This is a genomic window from Streptomyces minutiscleroticus (assembly GCF_014650875.1).
GTDB classification, from domain to species: Bacteria; Actinomycetota; Actinomycetes; order Streptomycetales; family Streptomycetaceae; genus Streptomyces; species Streptomyces minutiscleroticus.
The window spans coordinates 1-17,591 of sequence record NZ_BMVU01000005.1 but is presented as its reverse complement, the minus strand read 5'-3'; the positions used below and the strand labels follow the sequence as shown (position 1 = coordinate 17,591).

15 protein-coding genes are annotated in these 17,591 nt (G+C 77.4%); 7 read left to right on the top strand and 8 right to left on the bottom strand.

The annotated features are described in order from the left end of the window. The first annotated feature begins 252 nt into the window (after positions 1-252). Positions 253-1,743 carry a glycoside hydrolase family 26 protein gene (locus IE271_RS08775; protein WP_190189638.1) on the top strand — a complete coding sequence of 497 codons (1,491 nt, stop codon included), beginning with the start codon at positions 253-255 and terminating at the stop codon, positions 1,741-1,743. A gap of 125 nt (positions 1,744-1,868) precedes the next feature. Here the strand turns inward: IE271_RS08775 and IE271_RS08770 are convergent, their stop codons facing one another. From IE271_RS08770 to IE271_RS08730, 8 genes are all read right to left on the bottom strand, one after another. Continuing rightward, positions 1,869-3,008, bottom strand: a complete 1,140-nt coding sequence (locus tag IE271_RS08770) for a GNAT family N-acetyltransferase (protein WP_190189637.1) — start codon at positions 3,006-3,008, stop codon at positions 1,869-1,871. Beyond that, positions 3,005-3,709, bottom strand: a complete 705-nt coding sequence (locus tag IE271_RS08765) for a YveK family protein (protein WP_229919207.1) — start codon at positions 3,707-3,709, stop codon at positions 3,005-3,007. Before IE271_RS08765 ends, IE271_RS08770 begins: the two co-directional genes overlap by 4 nt. Continuing rightward, positions 3,706-5,088, bottom strand: coding sequence for a glycosyltransferase (locus IE271_RS41765; protein ID WP_229919206.1), 1,383 nt, complete (start codon positions 5,086-5,088; stop codon positions 3,706-3,708). Before IE271_RS41765 ends, IE271_RS08765 begins: the two co-directional genes overlap by 4 nt. Then, on the bottom strand, positions 5,085-5,879 hold the full coding sequence (locus tag IE271_RS08750; RefSeq protein WP_229919226.1) for a polysaccharide deacetylase family protein: 795 nt from the start codon (positions 5,877-5,879) through the stop codon (positions 5,085-5,087). Before IE271_RS08750 ends, IE271_RS41765 begins: the two co-directional genes overlap by 4 nt. Positions 5,880-5,928: 49 nt before the next feature. After that, positions 5,929-7,848: a murein biosynthesis integral membrane protein MurJ gene (gene murJ / locus IE271_RS08745; protein ID WP_229919205.1), complete on the bottom strand. Its 1,920-nt coding sequence runs from the start codon at positions 7,846-7,848 to the stop codon at positions 5,929-5,931. 143 nt (positions 7,849-7,991) lie between these two features. Then, positions 7,992-9,293: an O-antigen ligase family protein gene (locus IE271_RS08740; RefSeq protein WP_229919204.1), complete on the bottom strand. Its 1,302-nt coding sequence runs from the start codon at positions 9,291-9,293 to the stop codon at positions 7,992-7,994. Positions 9,294-9,492: 199 nt separating this feature from the next. Beyond that, on the bottom strand, positions 9,493-11,163 hold the full coding sequence (locus tag IE271_RS08735; RefSeq protein ID WP_444546141.1) for a sugar transferase: 1,671 nt from the start codon (positions 11,161-11,163) through the stop codon (positions 9,493-9,495). Beyond that, a complete protein-coding gene (locus tag IE271_RS08730; protein ID WP_190189633.1) occupies positions 11,139-12,449 on the bottom strand; it encodes a glycosyltransferase in 1,311 nt (436 codons plus the stop codon). The genes IE271_RS08735 and IE271_RS08730 overlap by 25 nt, the downstream gene beginning before the upstream one ends. Before the next feature lie 391 nt (positions 12,450-12,840). Here IE271_RS08730 and chpG point away from each other — a divergent pair, with 391 nt between their 5' ends. The 6 genes from chpG (at position 12,841) to IE271_RS08700 (ending at position 17,439) form a co-directional block, all read left to right on the top strand. After that, positions 12,841-13,080, top strand: a complete 240-nt coding sequence (gene chpG, locus IE271_RS08725) for a chaplin ChpG (RefSeq protein ID WP_190189632.1) — start codon at positions 12,841-12,843, stop codon at positions 13,078-13,080. 239 nt (positions 13,081-13,319) lie between these two features. After that, positions 13,320-14,279, top strand: a complete 960-nt coding sequence (locus tag IE271_RS08720; protein WP_190189631.1) for a hypothetical protein — start codon at positions 13,320-13,322, stop codon at positions 14,277-14,279. Positions 14,280-14,708: 429 nt separating this feature from the next. Continuing rightward, entirely contained in the window at positions 14,709-14,990 is a 282-nt protein-coding gene (locus tag IE271_RS08715; RefSeq protein WP_190189630.1) for a hypothetical protein, read from the top strand. Between the two features lie 180 nt (positions 14,991-15,170). After that, positions 15,171-15,665 (top strand): DUF5949 family protein, encoded by a 495-nt coding sequence (locus IE271_RS08710; protein ID WP_190189629.1) that lies wholly within the window; start codon positions 15,171-15,173, stop codon positions 15,663-15,665. Between the two features lie 156 nt (positions 15,666-15,821). Beyond that, entirely contained in the window at positions 15,822-16,589 is a 768-nt protein-coding gene (locus IE271_RS43880; protein WP_373308734.1) for a tyrosinase family oxidase copper chaperone, read from the top strand. Next, complete coding sequence (locus IE271_RS08700) at positions 16,573-17,439, top strand: tyrosinase family protein (protein WP_190189628.1); 867 nt, start codon at positions 16,573-16,575, stop codon at positions 17,437-17,439. The genes IE271_RS43880 and IE271_RS08700 overlap by 17 nt, the downstream gene beginning before the upstream one ends. Positions 17,440-17,591 lie beyond the last annotated feature (152 nt).

Below are 17,591 nucleotides of genomic sequence, written 5' to 3'. Positions count from 1 at the left end.
CGATCCGGTCCGTCCCGGTCCGGCCCGCAGCGTGCACCCTTTCAAGTCCCCGTGCTGGAAGAGACTTTGACCGGCCCTCGGGAGTACGGCACGGAGGCGCAGGCCCGGACGCGGCGCGGGGGTGTCCTTCGCCGTCTCGTCCGTGTGGGGGATCGGGACGCCTCCGGGCGCGGAAGTTCCCGTGGCGCCGCGCTCCGACATGTGACTGAGTGTCAGTCGACGGAGGAGAAGCGGTGACGGGAGGAGCGGCGCATGGCCCCGGTGCGGCGGAGACGGACGGCGCGGCCTGCGTTCCTGGCCGCGTCGTGCGCCGCGGGCCTCGCCGGCCTCCTCGTGTCGGCCGTCCTGGTCCCGGGGGCGGGGCACGCGGTGGGTGCGACGGACGTGTCGGGCGTGGTGGGCGCGACGGGGGCGAGGAACGCGGCGGGTACGGGTGCGGCACGAGGCGCAGAGTCATCGGTTCCGGTTCCGGTTCCAGTCCCGGAGCCGGCGCCGGTGACGGACGCTTCCGCACCGGCGGAGCCTGCCGCACCGGTCGCCCCGACCACGTCGCCCGTGCCGTCAGCGCCCGGAACACCGGTGTCCGGGGCGTCCGCTTCCGGAACGCCGGTGCCCGGGACGCCTGTGCCGTCCGCGTCCGGTGAGGCGGCCCCCGCGCCCTCCGCTCCCTCCGCGTCCGCCGGAGCCGGTGAGCCGGCTCCCGGTGCCGAGCGGCCCGCCTTCGGGGCCTATCTGGACTACGGCCCGCGCGGCGTGACCCGGATGGCCGGGCTCAGCCGCTGGCTCGGTGGGGCCGACCTGCGCGTCGGGCACACGTACCTGCCCGGCGACCTGTGGAGCAACATCGAGGGCGCCCCCGGCTTCCTCGACGCGTGGGCCGAGTGGCGGCGCGGCGGCGACGACCGGCTGTTCGTCCTCAACGTCCCCATGCTGGAGCGCAACGAGGAGCGCGTCCCGGACGCGGAGGTCGCGGCCCTGCTGCGGCGCGGCGCGGCCGGGGAGTTCGACCACCACTTCCGCGCCCTCGCCGAACGGCTCGTCGGGCTCGGCATCCCGGACACCGTCCTCGTGCCCGGCTGGGAGATGAACGGCATCACGTACACCCACCGCTGCGGTCCCGACCCGGAGGCATGGAAGGCGTACTGGAACCGGATCGTCGCCGCCATGCGCGCGGTGCCGGGACAGGGGTTCCGGTTCGACTTCACGCCGAGCCGGGGGCGCGACGCCGTCCCCTGGACGGAGTGCTACCCGGGGGACGACACGGTCGACGTCATCGGCATGGACGCCTACGACCAGCCGCGGGGGCTGTCGTTCGAGGAGCAGGTGAGGGAGCCGTACGGGCTCCGGGCGCACGTCGACTTCGCGAGGGCCCACGGGAAGCCCGTCTCGTACCCCGAGTGGGGGCTCTTCCGCAACGGGGACAACGCGACGTACATGAGGGGCATGCTCGCGTGGATGGACGAGCACCGGCCGCTGTACAACACGCTCACCGACTACTGCCCGCACGGCGTGTGGACCTGCGGCGACAACCCGAGGGCGGCCGCCGTCTACCGGTCCGCGCTCTTCGGGCGCACGGACGGGGACCCGGTGTCGCCGGCGCCCTCCCGGACACCGGTGCCCGCGCCCGCCCGGCCGGTGCCGCCGCGTGGCTGCGCCCCGCTGTGGGCGGGCGGCTGGACCGCGTACTGGCTCGGCGGCGGGTTCTGCCTCCGCCACGACCGGTGGACACGGCACCGGCCGTGAACCGGCACCGAGACGTGAACCGGTGAGGACGTGGTCGGGCCGGTACCGGCCAGGGCGTGGCCGAGTCGGGCCCGGCCAGGGCGTGGCCCGGCCGGGCCCGACCGGTACCGGCCGGGGTGCGGTGGTCAGCGGCTGCCGCTCCCCGGGGTCCGGGCCGTCCCGCCCGGTCCCCGGTCCCGGGCCTCGTTCCGGTTCCGCCGGGCCCGGAGCGCGGCCCTGCCCCGGTCGCGGGCCGCGAGGCCGCCGACGGCCGCCGCCAGCAGCGGGGCGGTGCGCCGACGGGCCAGGAGGTAGCGCTGGTTGACGACGGGGCGCGGCCGCCAGTGGTGCTTGTACGGCTCGTCGCCGCGCAGCAGGCTGAGCGTCCGCCGCCCGCCCGTCCCGGCGTGCTGGGCGCAGGCGTGCAGCAGCATCGTCGCCACGTCCGCCTTCCGCTCGCGCAGCCCGGGATGGGCCCCGTACAGGTAGCCGCCCGCCAGCTCGCGGGAGAGCAGCGTCAGGTCGACCGCCATCACCGCGCCGTCGAGCCGGAACTCCGTGACGACGGCGTCGCCGCGCCGGACCATCGGGGCCGCCGACCGCACCAGATGCTCGGCGAACCGTTCCTTCAGGTGCTCCGCCGTCACCTTGCGGTTCTGCCACTGCATCCGGTGCAGCGCGAGCAGCCGGCGCAGGGCCGTGCCCGTCTCCTCCGGGGGCACGACCCGCCGCTCCACGCCCAGCGCGGTGAGCTTGCGCAGCTTGGCGCGCGCCCGCTGGGCCTTCGCGCCCGCCAGCCGCCCCACCAGGTCGTCCATCGGCGCGGCGGGCAGTTCCAGGCACAGCGAGTCCGGCACCCGGCGGCGCGGTCCGCTCCAGTGCGCGTAGACGCGTTCCGCCGCGCCGCCGGGCCGCACCTCGCGCAGGTCCACCAGCGCGCCCCGGGCGGCCGCCGCGAGCCCGGCGGCGAGCGCCCCGGCCGCCGCGTCGGCGCGCTCGTCGTCGAGCAGCACGTCCCCGAAGTCGGAGATCGTCCCGCCCAGCGGCACGAGCGCGGGCCACGGCCGCAGGACGCGGGTCAGCGGCGCCGCCGCGGCGAGCTCGCCGTCGGCGTCGCGGACCAGCACGACCCCGAGCCGCCCGGGCACGCCGTACGACAGCCACCAGGAGTGCAGCCAGGCGTGGCTCTGGAACGGGGTCGCGGTGGAGCACCGCCCGTACAGCCGGTCCCACGCGGGGCCGAGCGCCGCGAACTCCCGCTCGTCGGCGCACACCTCCGCCCTCACGGCTGCCCGGTGGCGACGGCGGCGGGGGCGGGAGCGGCCTGCGCGGTGGCCTGCACAGGGGCCTGCGAGGGGGCAGGTACGGGCGCGGCGGCCGGAGCGCCGGGATCCCGCCGGGGCCGCACCAGCAGCGCGAGCCCGCCGAGCAGTCCGCCGGCGCCCGCGCCGACCAGACCCGTCAGCGCCGGACCCGGCGACGACGGCTCGGCGGGGCGCGCGGCCTCGGCGAACCGGACGAGCCCGACGTGCGTGCTGTCCCGGGCGCCCTCGGCGTGCCGGGTCAGCGCGAGGGAGACGGCGTTGGCCATGTCCGCGGCGAGGCCGGGGCGGGCGGAGGTGGCCGAGACGGCGACCATCGGGGCGTCCGGCGAGGTCGCGGTCCGCACGCTCGCGCGCAGCACGGCCACCGGGACGCCCGCCCGCGCCCGGGCGTCGCCGAGCACCGCGAGCTGGGTGGCGACCCGCCCGTACGCCTGCGCGAAGCCGAGTGCCGCGGCCGGGTCGGACCCGTCCACGGGGACGGCGACGACGTACCCGGTGGCCGTGTACTGCGGCGTCCTGACCGCCCCGTACGCGCCGCCGGCCAGGCCGCAGGACAGGGTGGCCGCCAGGAGCAGCGACCAGGGCGGCAGCGACCTCGCGCGGGCGGCCAGGCGTCCCGTCCGGCTCCGCGGGCGCTGCCCACCGGTCGGCTTCTGCGTCATGAGGACCTTCCTTGCCGGGTCGCGGCCGCGTAGACGGCCATGAGGCGGGTGGCGCTGCGGGTGATGCCGTAGTGGTGGACGGCCTCGGGGACCGAGCGGGTGTGCGGGCCGGCCTCGCGCAGGGAGCGCAGGGCGTGGGCGAAGGAGTCCGCGTCGCCCCGTACGCGCCGGGCGGCGGGCGCCGCGCGCGGCGGCAGGTCCTCGACGGCCGGGCAGGAGACGTAGAGGACGGGCAGCCCGGCGGCGAGCGCCTCGACGACGGCCAGCCCGAACGCCTCCTCGGCGGAGGGCGAGGCGAGGACGTCCATCGCGGCGAGCAGGGCGGGCAGGTCGGTGGAGTCGCCGGGGTCGGCGGGATCCGCGGAAGTGGCGGGAGCGGCGGGGATGATGAGGTCAGTGGGGGCGGCGAGGGCGCTGGAATCGGCGCAGTACGCGGACCCGGCGGGGTGTACGGGCCCATCGCGGTGCACGGACCCGCCGCGGTGCACGGACCCGCCGCGGTGCACGGACCCGCCGAGGTATGCGGACCCGCCGAGGTGTGCGGACCCGGCAAGGTGTGCGGACCCGGCGGGGTGTGCGGACCCGATGGGATGTACGGGATCGCCGGGGCCGTTCGGGCGCTCCCCGGCGAACAGGACGCGGTCCGCGACGCCCGTGCGCCGGGCCGTCCGGCGCAGCGCGGCCTCCTCGGGACCCCCGCCGACCAGCAGCAGCCGCACCTCCTCGGGCAGCCGGGCCAGCGCGCGGACCAGCACGTCGAACCGCTTGCCCGCGGTGAGGCGGCCCACGCCGCCGACGACGAACGCCCCGTCCGGCAGGCCGAGCCGCCGCCGGGCGGCCGCGCGCCGGGCCGGGGCGAAGCGGAAGCGGTCCACGTCGACGCCGTTGGGCACGACCTCGATGCGCGGGGCGGGCACGCCCCAGCGGCGCAGTCGTTCCGCCACGGTCGGCGACACGGCGACGGTGGCGGAGCCCAGCCGCTCGCTCGCCAGGTACAGGCCGCGCACGCCCGGGGTGAGCCGGCGGCCCTCCAGTTGCGAGGCGCCCAGCGAGTGCTCGGTGGCGACGACGGTCCGGACGCCCGCGAGACGGGCGGCGGGCCTGCCGTACACGCAGGCGCGGTACAGGTGCGTGTGGACGAGGTCGTAGCGGCCCGCGCGGATCAGGCCGGTCAGGCGGGGGAGGACCGACAGGTCGCGGTTGCCGCCCATGCCGAGGTGGACGACGCGCACGCCGTCCGCGACCAGGCCGTCGGCGACCGGGCCCGGGTCGGTGAGGGTCGCCACGTCGCAGTCGGCGGGCAGATGGCGCAGCAGCAGGCGCAGCTGCTGCTCGGCGCCGCCCACGCCGAGGCCGGTGATGACGTGCAGGACCTTCATCGCGTCGGCCCCTTCGGGAGCGCGGTCCCTTCCTGGGACGCGAGGTCCTCCGGGGACGCGGTCCCCTCCTGGAGCGTCGTCGCCTCCCGGGGTGCTACGGGGTCCTCCCGAAGGGCGCGGCGGCGCAGCCGGTGCAGGCCGCGCTTGGCGAGCAGCCGCCACGCGGTGTCCTTCTCGCCGATGTGCACGCGGGGCAGCGCGAAGGCCCCGGACAGCGGGCCGGGGTCGACGGCGCACGCGTAGGCGTACCCGGCCGCGCGGACGGCGCGGGCGACGCGCCGGTCGACCGCGCCGTACGGGTAGCAGAAGCCGGTGACCTCACGGCCCGTCAGCCCGGAGAGGAGGACGCGGCTGCCGCCGACCTCGGCGCCCAGCGTCGCGTCGTCGGCCACGGTGAGGTCGAGGTGGGTGAGGCCGTGCGAGGCGACCTCCACGCCGTCGCAGGCGGCGGCGCGGCGGACGCCGTCGGCGTCGAGCAGGGGCTTGCGCGGGCCGAGCGGGTCCCACGCGTTGTCGCCGCCGAGCCGGCCCGGCAGGACGAAGACGGTGGCGCCGAAGCCGTGGCGGCGCAGGACGGGCAGGGCCTCGGCGAGGAAGTCGGCGTAACCGTCGTCGAAGGTCAGGCCCACCAGGCCGGAGGCGTCGCCGCGGGCGCGGGCCGCGAGCAGGTCGGCCACGCTCACGCCGCGCAGCCCGCTGCGGCGCAGCCGGTCCAGCTGCCGGTCGAGCCGGCCGGGCGAGACCGTGACCCGGTACGGGTCGTCGGAGCAGTCGCCCACCGAGTGGTACATCGCCACCCACGGGGGCGCGCCGCCGGACCGTACGCGGGGGCGGGCGCCCTCAGCGGGAACGGGCGCGGGAGCGGGGGCGGGGACGGGAACGCGGGCGGAAGAGGGCACGACGGGCATGCGGCATCCTTCGTACGGCGGAGCGGAGGAGGGGGGTCACGGCGTCGGCGCCGCACACCCGGAGCAGCAGGAGGTGGACGAGGAGGACGGCCGCGCCGCCGGCGGCCAGACCGGGGGCGGGGGAGCCGGCCGACGCGGGGGCGACCGCCTCCGCGCAGTACAGCCCGGCCGCGGCGGCGCCGCAGGCGGCGACGGCGGGCCCGGCCAGCGCGCGCAGCACCGGGCGGACCCGGACGGGGACGGCGCGTCCGCCCGGCCCGGCCAGCAGCAGCCCGGCCGAGACGGTGATCCCGACGGCGTTGGCGGCGGCGATGCCGCGCACGCCCCAGGGGCCGACGGCCCACGCGCCGAGCCCCCAGGTCGCCGCGAGGCCCGCGCCCATCGCGGCCAGCGGGTACCAGGTGGGGCGCCCGGCCGAGAAGTACGAGCGGACGAGGGCGCCCACCAGCGTGTGGCCGAGCAGCCCGAGGACGTACACGCGCATCACGGACGCCGTGGCCGCCGTGTCCGCGGCGGTGAACGCGCCGCGCCGGAAGAGCAGGTGCACGATCTGCGGGGCGCAGGCGAAGACGGCCGCGGCGCCGAGCAGCACGAGGCACGAGGCGACTGCGACGTCGCGCTCGACGCGGGCGCGGGCCCGCTCGGTGTCGCCCTCGGCGAGCGCCCGCGCCACCACCGGGAAGGTGACGGTGCACAGCATCAGCGACAGCGTCATCGGGATCTGGGCGACCTTCTGCGCGTAGTTGAGGTGCGAGATGGCCCCGGCGGGCAGGCCGGACGCGAGGAAGCGCTCGACGAGGACCTGCGCCTGGCGGCACAGCGCGAACAGCAGCACGGGCGCGACCAGCGCGAACGCCACCGGGCGCGACGCGGACCCGTTCTCGGCGGGCACGGGCGCGGGCGCGGACCCCTTCTCCGCGGACGCGGGCGCGGGCCCGTTCTCCGCGGGTGCGGACGCTTCCTTCGCGGGTGCGGGTACGCCCGCTGCGGACACGCCCTCTGCGGACACGCCCTCTGCGGGTGCGGGTGCCGGCACGGGGGCCTGCGCCGGCGTCGGCCGCGGAACCGTCACGGGCCGGGTGGTCCGGTGGCGCAGCCGTCGCCACAGCGGCGGTGTCTGGACCGCCGCCATCAGGCAGCCGCCCACGGCGACCCCGGCCGCCGCCGAGCGCACGCCCCAGCGGCCGCCGAGGACGGCCATCGTCGCGATGATGCCGGTGTTGTAGGCGACCTGGACGGCGGCGGGCGCCAGGAAGCACCGGTGCGCGCGCAGCGCCGCGCTGCCGTACCCGGCGAGCCCGAAGGTCAGGACGCAGGTCGCGGTGAGCCGGGTGCAGTCGACGGCGAGGGCCCGGTCGGGCAGGCCCGGCGCGAGCGCGGGGACCAGCAGCGGTGCCCCCGCGATCAGCAGCGCCCCCGCGGCCGCGAACGCGAGCGCGAGCCGGGGCAGCGTCGCCCGCACCAGCGCGCGCACCGGGTCGCCGTCCGTGCCCCGGGCCGCGTGCGCCAGGGCCGCGCTGAACGCCGGTACGAGGACGAAGGCCATGCCGTCCTCGATCAGCAGCGTCGAGGCCACCTCGGGCACGGTCCAGGCCACCAGGAAGGCGTCCGTCCCGGCCCCCGCGCCGAAGAGGTGCGCCAGCGCCTGGTCCCGCCCGAGCCCGAGGAGCGCGCCCGCGACCGACAGGGCGGCGGTGACGAGCGCGGCGCGGGCGAGGAACCCGTGCGGGTGCGGGACGGAGCCCGGACCCGCTTCCGGACCCGCTTCCGGGTCCGGGTCCGGGGCCGGGTCGACGGTCGCCACGCCGACGGTCGTGCCGCGAACCGGGGAGGGCGGCGTCCCGGTGCTCATGCCCGCGTCTGCGCCCGTGTCCGTACCCGCGCCCGCGTCTGCGCCCGTGTCCGTGTCCGTACCCGCGCCCGCGTCTGCGCCCGTGTCCGTGTCCGTGCCCGGGGTGCGGCCCCGGGGCCAGGCCCTGGTCCGGGAGGCCGGTGTCATCGCGGCGCCTCCTCGCCGGGCGCGAGCGCCCACCACGCGGCGACGCCGAGCACCACGGCGGTCAGTACGGTCGACGGCCCGCCGATGTCCGCGTAGGCGAAGTCGACCAGCTGCCACAGCAGCAGGCCGCAGCCCACGAGCGCGCAGTCGAGGCCGGAACCGCGTCCGCACGGGTGCGGTGCGCGCCGTACGCGCACGAGGCGCCGCAGCCCGCACACCAGCAGCGCCAGCCAGCCGCCCGCCAGGGCGAGCAGCCCCAGCAGCCCCTGTTCGGCCAGGACCAGCAGGTACATGTTGTGCGGCGACAGCAGCGGCTGCCGCCGGAACGAGGCGCCCGCGCCGTCCGTGTCGCTGCCGGAGGACAGGGCGAGCGAGGCGTGGCCGTCGCGGTACTCGGGGAACGCCTTGAGCCCCACGCCGGTCAGCGGCCGCTCGGCCCACATGCCGGCCGCGGCCGCCCACATCGTGTACCGGTCGGTCACCGACTGGTCCGGCGCGTCGGCGACCCGGGTGATGCTGGCGACCCGCTCCTGGAGCAGCGCGCCGCCGGCCCCGAACCCGCCGACCAGCACCACGCACACGGCGGCCGCCGCCGCGAACACCCGTACCGCGCGCCGCGCCCCGGCCAGCAGCAGCTGCGCCGCGCACGTCACCGCCGTGGCGATCCACGCCCCCCGGCTGAAGGACACCGCGAGCGGCGCCAGCAGCACGAGCGCGCACCCGGCCGCCACCGCCCGCCGCCGCACCGGCCCCGGTCCGAGCGCCAGCCCCACCGCGGCCACCACCCCGAACGACACCACGGTCGCCATTCCCATCACGTCGCCCGCCCCGAACGTCCCCACGGCGCGGATCTCCTCGCCCCGGTACGAGGCCCCGGTACCGGTGGCGTACTGGCGCACCCCGACCGCCCCCTGCCACAGCGCGAGGCCCACCAGCGACCAGGCCACCAGCCGCAGGTCACGGCGGTCCCGCACGAGCAGCAGGACGGCCGCCGGCACCAGCACGAAGACCTGGAGGCAGCGGACGAGCCCGGTGAGGCCGACGGCCGGCGCGACCGCCCCGACCGCCCCGGCCGCCGCGACGGCGACACCCGCCACGGGCAGCCCGAGGACCACGGCGGCGGTACGCGACAGGGGCCGCCGCCGCAGCCGCAGCAGCCGTACCGCGCAGCCCGCCACGACCAGCCCGGACACCGCGTCGGCCGGGGTGGCACCGCCCTCGGCCCCCGCCGCGCCCGCGGGCAGCGCCGCCGCGCCGATCAGCGCGGCCACGGGCAGGACGGGCAGTGCGGCCCGCACCCGACGGAGGACGACGGCCGAAGCCGGGACCGAAACCGGAATCGAAGCCGAGGCCGAGGCCGAGGCCGAAACCGGTCCCGAGCCCGAGTCCAGGACCGGGACTTGAGCCGGTGCCGGTGCCGGTGCCGGTGCCGGAGCCGGAGCCGGAGCCGCCGGGACCGGGGGCGGGGACGGAGCGGCCGGGGCGGGGCGCACCGGCTCAGCTCCCCGCCGGGCGGACGAGCGACGCGGCGGTGCGCAGCAGGATGCAGACGTCCCGCCACAGCGACCAGGTGTCGATGTACGCGTTGTCGAAGCGGCAGCGGTCCTCGATCGAGGTGTCCCCGCGCAAGCCGTTGACCTGCGCGAGGCCCGTGATGCCGACGGCCGTCCGGTGCCGGGCCGCGTAGCCCGGGTAGGTCTCGCCGAACCGGTGGACGAAGTGGGGGCGCTCGGGCCGCGGCCCGACCAGGCTCATGTCGCCGCGCAGCACGTTCCACAGCTGCGGCAGCTCGTCCAGCGAGGTCCGCCGCAGGAAGCGGCAGAACCGGCCCATCCCCCGCTCGTCCGCCACGCTCCAGCGCGTGGCGGCCTCGTGCGCGTCGGCCGGCCGGTGCGTACGGAACTTCAGCAGCGTGAACGGCTGCCCGCCCTTGCCGATCCGCTCCTGCCGGAACAGCACCCCGGGCCCGGCCGTGAGCCGCAGCCCGGCCGCGCACAGCAGCAGCAGCGGGCCCGCCGCCACCAGCAGCGCCCCGGCGCCCAGCACGTCCAGCACCCGCTTCGCGACGCCGTCGCACCCGCTGCCGTACGGGTGCCCGGTCCCGCCGTTGTACGGATGTCCGTTCCCGTTTCCGCAAGCGTGCCCGGACCCGTCTCCGTACGCGCGCCCGGGTACGTGGTCGGGGAGGCGCCGGCAGGAGAAGCCGGCGAGCCATTCCGGGGGAGCGTCGGTGCCCGGGTCCGTCCGGACCTCCCAGATCTCGCAGCCCCACGCGCCGAGCGAGCGCAGCAGGAGCGCCCGTTCGACGCCGTCGGGCCCGACCGCCAGCAGCGACCGGACGCCGTCGCGCGCGACCGCCTGCCGGACCTCCTCCTCGGTGGTCAGGACGGGCAGCCCCGGGGCGCCTCCCGCGTCGTGCCCGGCCACGACGCCCACCGGGCGCACCCCGCACCGCGGCCGGCGCAGGAACGCGGCGGCCACCCGCTGGGCCGCCGCGGCGGATCCGACGACCAGGGCCGCACGGGGCCGGCGGACCAGCGCCCGGCGGCGCGCGCCGTGCACGGCGGCCCGGCCGAGGCAGCCCGCCGCCGCGTGCAGCGCGCAGCCGGCGGCGAGCGTCGACGCGGGCAGCGCGGCGGCCGGTGCGTGCGCCGCCAGGACCGCCGCGAGCACACACCAGCCGAGCATCACCCGGCCGCACACGGCGGGCAGTTCGTCCAGGGCGGTGGCCGCGAGGGCGGGCCGGTACAGCGCTCCGCGCGCGTTCAGCAGGGTCACGGCGAGCAGCAGCAGGGTGAGCAGCAGCGGGTGGCGCCGGCCCGGCTCCAGGACCAGCCCACCCAGCAGGGCGGCGCAGGCATCGACGGCGAACAGCGGCAGCCAGGCGGCGCGCCGCGCGGCGGGACGGCCGCCGGTCCGGGCCCCCGTGCCGTCGGCCCGGGAGCGGAGACCGCCGAACCGGGGGCGGGGGGCGCCGGCCGCGGCACGCGGCGGAGCGGGCGGGACGAACGCGGCGGCCGGGACGGGCGGCCCCACGGCGGCACCCCGCCCCGCAGCGGCGGCCGATTCCGCGGGGGCGGCCGGAGGGCCGGGCCGTACCGCGCGCGGTCGGCCGGCGGGAGGGGGAACGGTACTTTCCGTGGTCACGGCTTGAGGAACTCCCTGCACTCGATGTGTTCCACGTGTTCCTCGCGCCGGGCGGCCACCGGGCCCCCGGCACGGCGTACGGCTCCGGCACGGCGTACGGGTCCGGCGTGCCGTACGGGTCCGGCGTGTCCCGCGGTCCCGGTGTCGCGGGCAGCGAGCAGTTCGCCGTAGACGGCGGCGACGGCCGCGGCGGTGCGCCGTACGTCGTGCGCGTCCCGCACGTGACGGCGGCCCAGACGGCCCAGCGCCTCCCGCAGCGGCGGGTCGAGCAGCAGCCCGGTGACCGCCGCGGCCAGCGGCTCCGGCCGGCCGGGCGGCACCAGGCAGTGCGCGGCGGCTCCGGCCGGCAGGCTCTCGCGGGCGCCGTCCACGTCCGTCAGCACGACGGGCCGCCCGCACGCCATCGCCTCCAGCGGCGCCAGCGCCATGCCCTCCCAGCGGGACGGCAGGACGACCAGGTCGGCGGCCCGGTACCAGGGCAGCGGGTCCGCGACCGCGCCGGCGAACCGCACGGAGCCGGCCGCGCGGTCCCGCAGCCGCGCGCCGTCCGGACCGTCGCCGACCAGCACCAGCCGCGCCTCCGGCACCCGTGCCCGTACCGCGTCCCAGGCGTCCAGCAGGACGTCCTGCCCCTTCTGCCGGCACAGCCGCCCCACGCAGACCACGAGCGGACCCGCGGGTCCTGGGACCGGAAGCGCCACGGCGTCCGTGTCCGTGTCCGTTTTCATGTCCGTTTTCATGTCCGCGTCCGCGGGCGCGGGGGAGAAGCGGCCGGTGTCGACCCCGTTGGGGATCACGGCCCACCGCCCGGCGACGCCGGCCCGCAGACCGGTGCGCCGCTCGGCCTCGCTGACGCACACGATGCGGTCGGCCCATCCGGCGCCCCACCGCTCCCAGTTCAGCGCCAGCCGGGCGGCGGCCCCGCCGACGGCCTCGAACGACCAGGCGTGCGGCTGGAAGACGGTGGGCACCCGCCCGCGCACCGCGAGCCGCGCGGCCAGCCCCGCCTTCGCGCTGTGCGCGTGCACGACGTCGGGCCGCGTCCGCTCCACGATCCGGCGCAGCGCGCGCACTTCCCGTACGAGCCGCGGACCCGGGGCGCGCGCCGCGGCCCAGAGCCGTACGCCGCCGCCCAGCGCCAGGACCGCCGGGGCGAGCCCGCCGCCGTCCGGGCACGCGACCACGACGTCCGAACCGGCGGCGAGCTGTGCGCCGGCCAGGTCCGTCACCACCCGTGCCACTCCGCCGTCCACGGGCTGCGAGACGTGCAGGATCCGTGGCCGGGGGCCGGCAGCCGACAGGTGCATGGGAGGTCTCCTCGCTCACGGACCGCGCGACGGCCGTGGGACGGGTGAACGAAGGGGGAGGGGAGAGGGAGGCAGCGGCCGTCGGGGAACGGCGGGAGGAGGGCCGGGACGGCGGGAGCGGGAAGGCGGGCCGGGCGGCGCGGCGGTGAGGGGCGGGGTACGTCACAGGGGCGCCCGCGCCGACTCCCGTGAGCTGCGGGCGGCTTGAGGCGAACCGAACTGTAATAGCTGTCCGTACTTATCGGTGAAAAAGGGCGACTGTGTCGCAAAGGGGGGCGCCCTTCGCCCGCGACGTCACCTGTTCGGACGCGCAACTCCCGGATGCCTCACGCGTTGATCAAGGGCCGGGTATCCCGCCCGGATGTTTGCCGATTCCAAGGAGCACCTCTCCATGTCGCGTATCGCGAAGGGCCTGGTCCTTACCACTGTTGCCGCCGCCGCCGTCGCGGGCACCGCGGGCGTCGCCGCCGCCGACAGCGGCGCGCAGGGCGCCGCCACCCACTCCCCGGGCGTGCTGTCGGGCAACGTCCTGCAGGTCCCGGTCCACATCCCGGTGAACGTCTGCGGCAACACCATCGACGTCATCGGTCTGCTGAACCCGGCGTTCGGCAACACCTGCGTCAACGACTGACGACCGCAGCAGCACGGCCGGCCGCTCTCCCGCAGGGGAGGGCGGCCGGTTCGCGTTGCCCCGAATGGACGGAGGGCCGCGCACGGTGCCCGCCGCACCGCGACATGAGGTCTCACCAGCGACAACGGCGTCCGGAGAGGACTCGCACGGATACGCTCCGCTCGCGAACGGTTGCAGGCGGCGACGACCGCTTCCACGGTGGGCACAAGATCCGTCTCGTTTGTCGGAAGGACTTCTCCATGCGCGCTCTGCCCGCACGGCGTATCGCGACCGCCGCGCTCTGTGCCGCCCTCCTGACCGGTGCCGCCGGGCCCGCCGCGGTGGCGGCCGGACACGACGCGGCGCGCGACGTCCGCCATGGGGACCGGGCCGCGGCCGCCGACTCTCCCGAACTGCTCCGGCAGGCCCGGGCGCTCGGTGAGCTCGGCGCCGTCCTCCAGCCCTCCGCCGAGCTGCTCGACACGGCCCTCAAGGCCGAGACGGGGCAGCTCTCCGCCGAGCAGAAGACCGAGGTGCACAGACTCGCCGGCGAGATCAGGACCGCCCTGGACGGCCTGTCGGCGGCGCCCGCGCAGCAGACCCCGGCCCGGCCCCCGGCCGCGGCGACGCCGGACGCGCCCGCCGTGCCCCTCACACCGGCCCTGCCGGACGGGCAGGCGGCGTCCGGCGTTCCGTCGGTCCCCGGCCAGGCGGTGCCCCCGGCGCAGGACCAGCAGGGCGAGCAGGGCGAGCAGGGCTGGCAGGACCAGCAGGGCCGGCAGGACCAGCAGGACCAGCAGGCCGCGAAGGGCGCGGGCGTGCTGCTCCCGCAGAGCCCGCGGGCCGTGAAGACGCCGGGCGACACGAAGGTCCGCGACCGCACGAGCGTGATCAGCGCTCTGCTGACCGCGGTCGACGCGCTGGTCCGGGCGGTCGCGGGCGACGACGCCACCACCGTGGGCAAGCGGTCCGAGAGCGTGGTGAAGGGGCTGACCGACCTGGTCGAGACCACGCTCCTCGGCAGCGGGTCCGGGTCCGGCGCGTCCGGGTCCGGCACGTCCGGCCGGCCCGAGAACCCCGAGAACGCCGCCCCGGAGCGGCAGGACGGCGCCGCGCCCGGGCTGCCCGAGGGCGCGGCTCCCGGGCGGCAGGACAGCGCCGCGCGCCAAGCGGGGCAGCAGGCGTCCACCCTGCCCGCCACCGGCCTCCAGCGCGGCTGACCGGCCCGTTCCGCGAGCGGGACCCCGGAAGGGAAGCGCGGGACGAGCCCCGGGGAAACAACCTCCGGCGGACGGACCGCAGAGACGAACTGCGGGGACGGACCGCAGGAAAAGAACCGCACGAGGGGAGCGGCTCCCGAGGCGAAGCGGGCGCCGTCCTCCTCCTCAGCCGTCGTGCCGGCCGCCGAGAGGCCGGCACGACGGCTGCGCGCCGTCCCCGGGCCGCTCCCGGCCCGGTCCGTCCTCCGCCCGGCGGGCGGACCCGCGTCCGTGCGGCCGGACTTCCGTCCAGGTGTGCGGAGAAAAGTGGGACGTACGAGAGTTTCCCAGGTGAACGGCGCTCGTTGGGCACGGTGCGAGGCCGGCGTCCGCGACGCCCGGCCGGTGAGAAGCCCCCGGGCGACGCTGGTCGCCGAAGAAAGGATCCCGATGAAGTCTCTCAAGGCCGTCGCCGTCGTTGCCGGGTCCCTGGCCGCCGCCGGTGCCGCCGCGCCCGCGCAGGCCTCCGACGTGATGCCGCCCACCAGCCTCAACGGTGGTCTGGAGAGGGTCCTCAGCCACCCGCTCGAGGTCCAGCCGGTGCAGTCGAACGCGTTGGACACGGAGAACGAGGGCTCCGTGCTCAACGCCGTGAACGACGTCACGGAGAACCTGAACTCGGCCGACGCCCCCACCTCCCACCTCCTCGGCGGGCTGCCGCTCCAGGGCTGACACGGGGTCCGCGCGGGCACGCCGCGCCGTTCGGGAGGCCGGTTCCGGCAAGCGGGACCGGCCTTCGCGCTGCGCCCGCCCGCCCGCCGCGTCGCCCGTTCGTGTGGAGAGCCCCGGCGTATTGCTCCACCCGGGTGAGAGCGCGTTCCGCCGTGCCCGGACGCGTCGTACGGTGCCGCGGTGACCTCGACTCCCAGCGAAACCCTGCCCTTCGAGGCCGCCGACCTCGGCACGCTCGCGGTGATGCCCTGGAGCGGCGAACACCCCGACGGGGACATGCCGTTCCTGCTCGCCTACTCCCTCGGGGACGGCGCGGGCGGCCCCGACGGCGCGAGAGCCGCCGTCGAGCGGCTGCTGCGGGACAACGGCCTGCCGCCCGGCGACGAGATCGTCGACGGCACCGGCCGGCCGGACCTGCCGGTCACCCTCCTCGTCGAGGACGGCCGGGCGCTCGTGACCATGCCCTACCTCAACGCCCGGTGCGGCGTGCCGCCGGAGTGGCTCGCCGCGGCCGGCGAACGGGGCTACGCCTACTTCCTGTTCACCAGCCGCCCCTGGCCGCAGGCCCGGCCCGGCGAACCCGTCGCGCCGGAGGACCTGGCCGCCTTCGTGGGCGACGACGACACCCTGACCCGCGCGGCGCACTGCCTCCTCCCGGCCCGCGGCCTGCGCTGACGCGGCACCGGTCCACCCGCCTGCCCGTCCGCACACCCGCCCGTACGTCCGTCCGTCTGTCCGTGCTGCGGGTGCGCGCATGACAGAACGCCGAGCAGTGCCGAGCAGTGTTGAACAGCGCCGAGGGGCGCGCGGGACGCATGGGGGAGAAGAGCCATGGCCGTCGACGACGCACCGGAGCCGGTCGGGCCGGAGGACGGCACGGAGACCGGGCCGGGAGACGGTACGGGGCCCGGGCCGGGGGACAGCACGAGGGCCGTACCGCCGGCCCGCGACGGGACGCGTCGCGCCCTGCTGCGGGGAGCGGTGCGCGGCATGGGCGCGACCGCCCTCGCCGGCGCCCTGGTCCCCCTGACGGCACACCCCTGGCCCCCGCAGGCGACGCCCCGGCCCTCGCCGGACGGGAAGGCGCGAGCGGTCGGAACGACGCAGGCGGACGACGGCCCGTCACCGGACGGGGACCCGCAGCCGGACGGGGACTCCCGGCCGGACGGCGACCTCTCCTTCGACGAGGTGTACCGCGGACACCGCATCCGAGGCGTGCCTGCCGCGGTTCTCGCCCCCTCGCCCGCTCCGGCCCCCGCTCCCGGCGCGGCACGGGCCGCCGCGCCGGCTCCCGCGCACGACGGCGGCCGCGACGGACACGGCGAACACGACCGACACGACGGGCACGACGGACACGGCGGACACGGCGGCGGCCGTGACGCCTCGCGCGGCGGCGCCTGGTACGTCACCGTCGACGGCCGCCCGCTGCACCTGATGCGGCGCGCGGACGGCGGCTACCTGACCATGCTCGACCACTACCAGTCGTATCCGACGCCGCTCGCGGCCACCCGCGCGGCCGTCGACGAACTCGGCGCGTCGCTGCGGCTGCACCCGCCCGGCGCACGGGCCGAGGGGAACCCCCATGGCGTACACGCGTAAGAACGTGAACAAGCTGACGCGCACGGAGCGGCGGCGGCTCGTCGAGGCGTTCCTGGAGCTCAAACGCAGGGGCGAGTACGACGAGTTCGTCCGGATGCACATCGAGTACTACGTCTCCGACGGCGAGGGCGGACTGCGGACGGCCCACATGGCGCCGACCTTCCTGCCCTGGCACCGGCGGTTCCTGCTGGACCTGGAGCGGGCGCTGCGGCGCGTGGACTCCTCGGTGAGCGTGCCGTACTGGGACTGGACGAGGGACCGCACGCCGTCGGCCGCCCTGTGGGGCGACGACCTGCTCGGCGGCAACGGGCGCCGCTCCGACCACCAGGTGACCACCGGGCCGTTCGCGTACCGGCACAAGAAGTGGGTGGTCAAGGAGTCGGTGACCGACGGCGCGTACCTCATGCGGGACTTCGGCCGCCCCAAGGACCCGGTCGCCCTGCCCACGGCGGACGACCTGGCCGAGGCGCTGAAGGACCCCGTCTACGACAGTGCGCCCTGGAACTCGACCTCCGAGGACGGCTTCCGCAACAAGCTGGAGGGGTGGGGGCGCGGGAGCGGCGGCGTGGTGTGGCGCAACCACAACCGGGTGCACCGGTGGGTCGGCGGCCACATGCTCGGCGGCGCGTCGGTCAACGACCCCGTCTTCTGGCTGCACCACTCGTTCGTGGACCTGCAGTGGTCGCGCTGGCAGAAGCGGCACCGCGGGGCGCGCTACCTGCCCGAGGCGCCGCCCGGGCCGAGGGACCGGCAGTACCGCCGGGTGGTGGCGCGGCACGAGCGGATGCCGCCGTGGGACGTGACACCGGACGAGCTGGAGGACCACAGCGGGATCTACCGGTACGTGTGAGGCGCCGTGCGCCGCGGGCGGGGCCCGGGGCGGATCCCGGACGCGAGGGCGGATGCGAGGACGAGTGCGGTCCCGGACGCGGGCGCGAGAAGGGGCGCGTCCGCGCGTACGAAGGCCCCCGGAGGTCGCGGACCCGACCCGGTCGGGTCCGC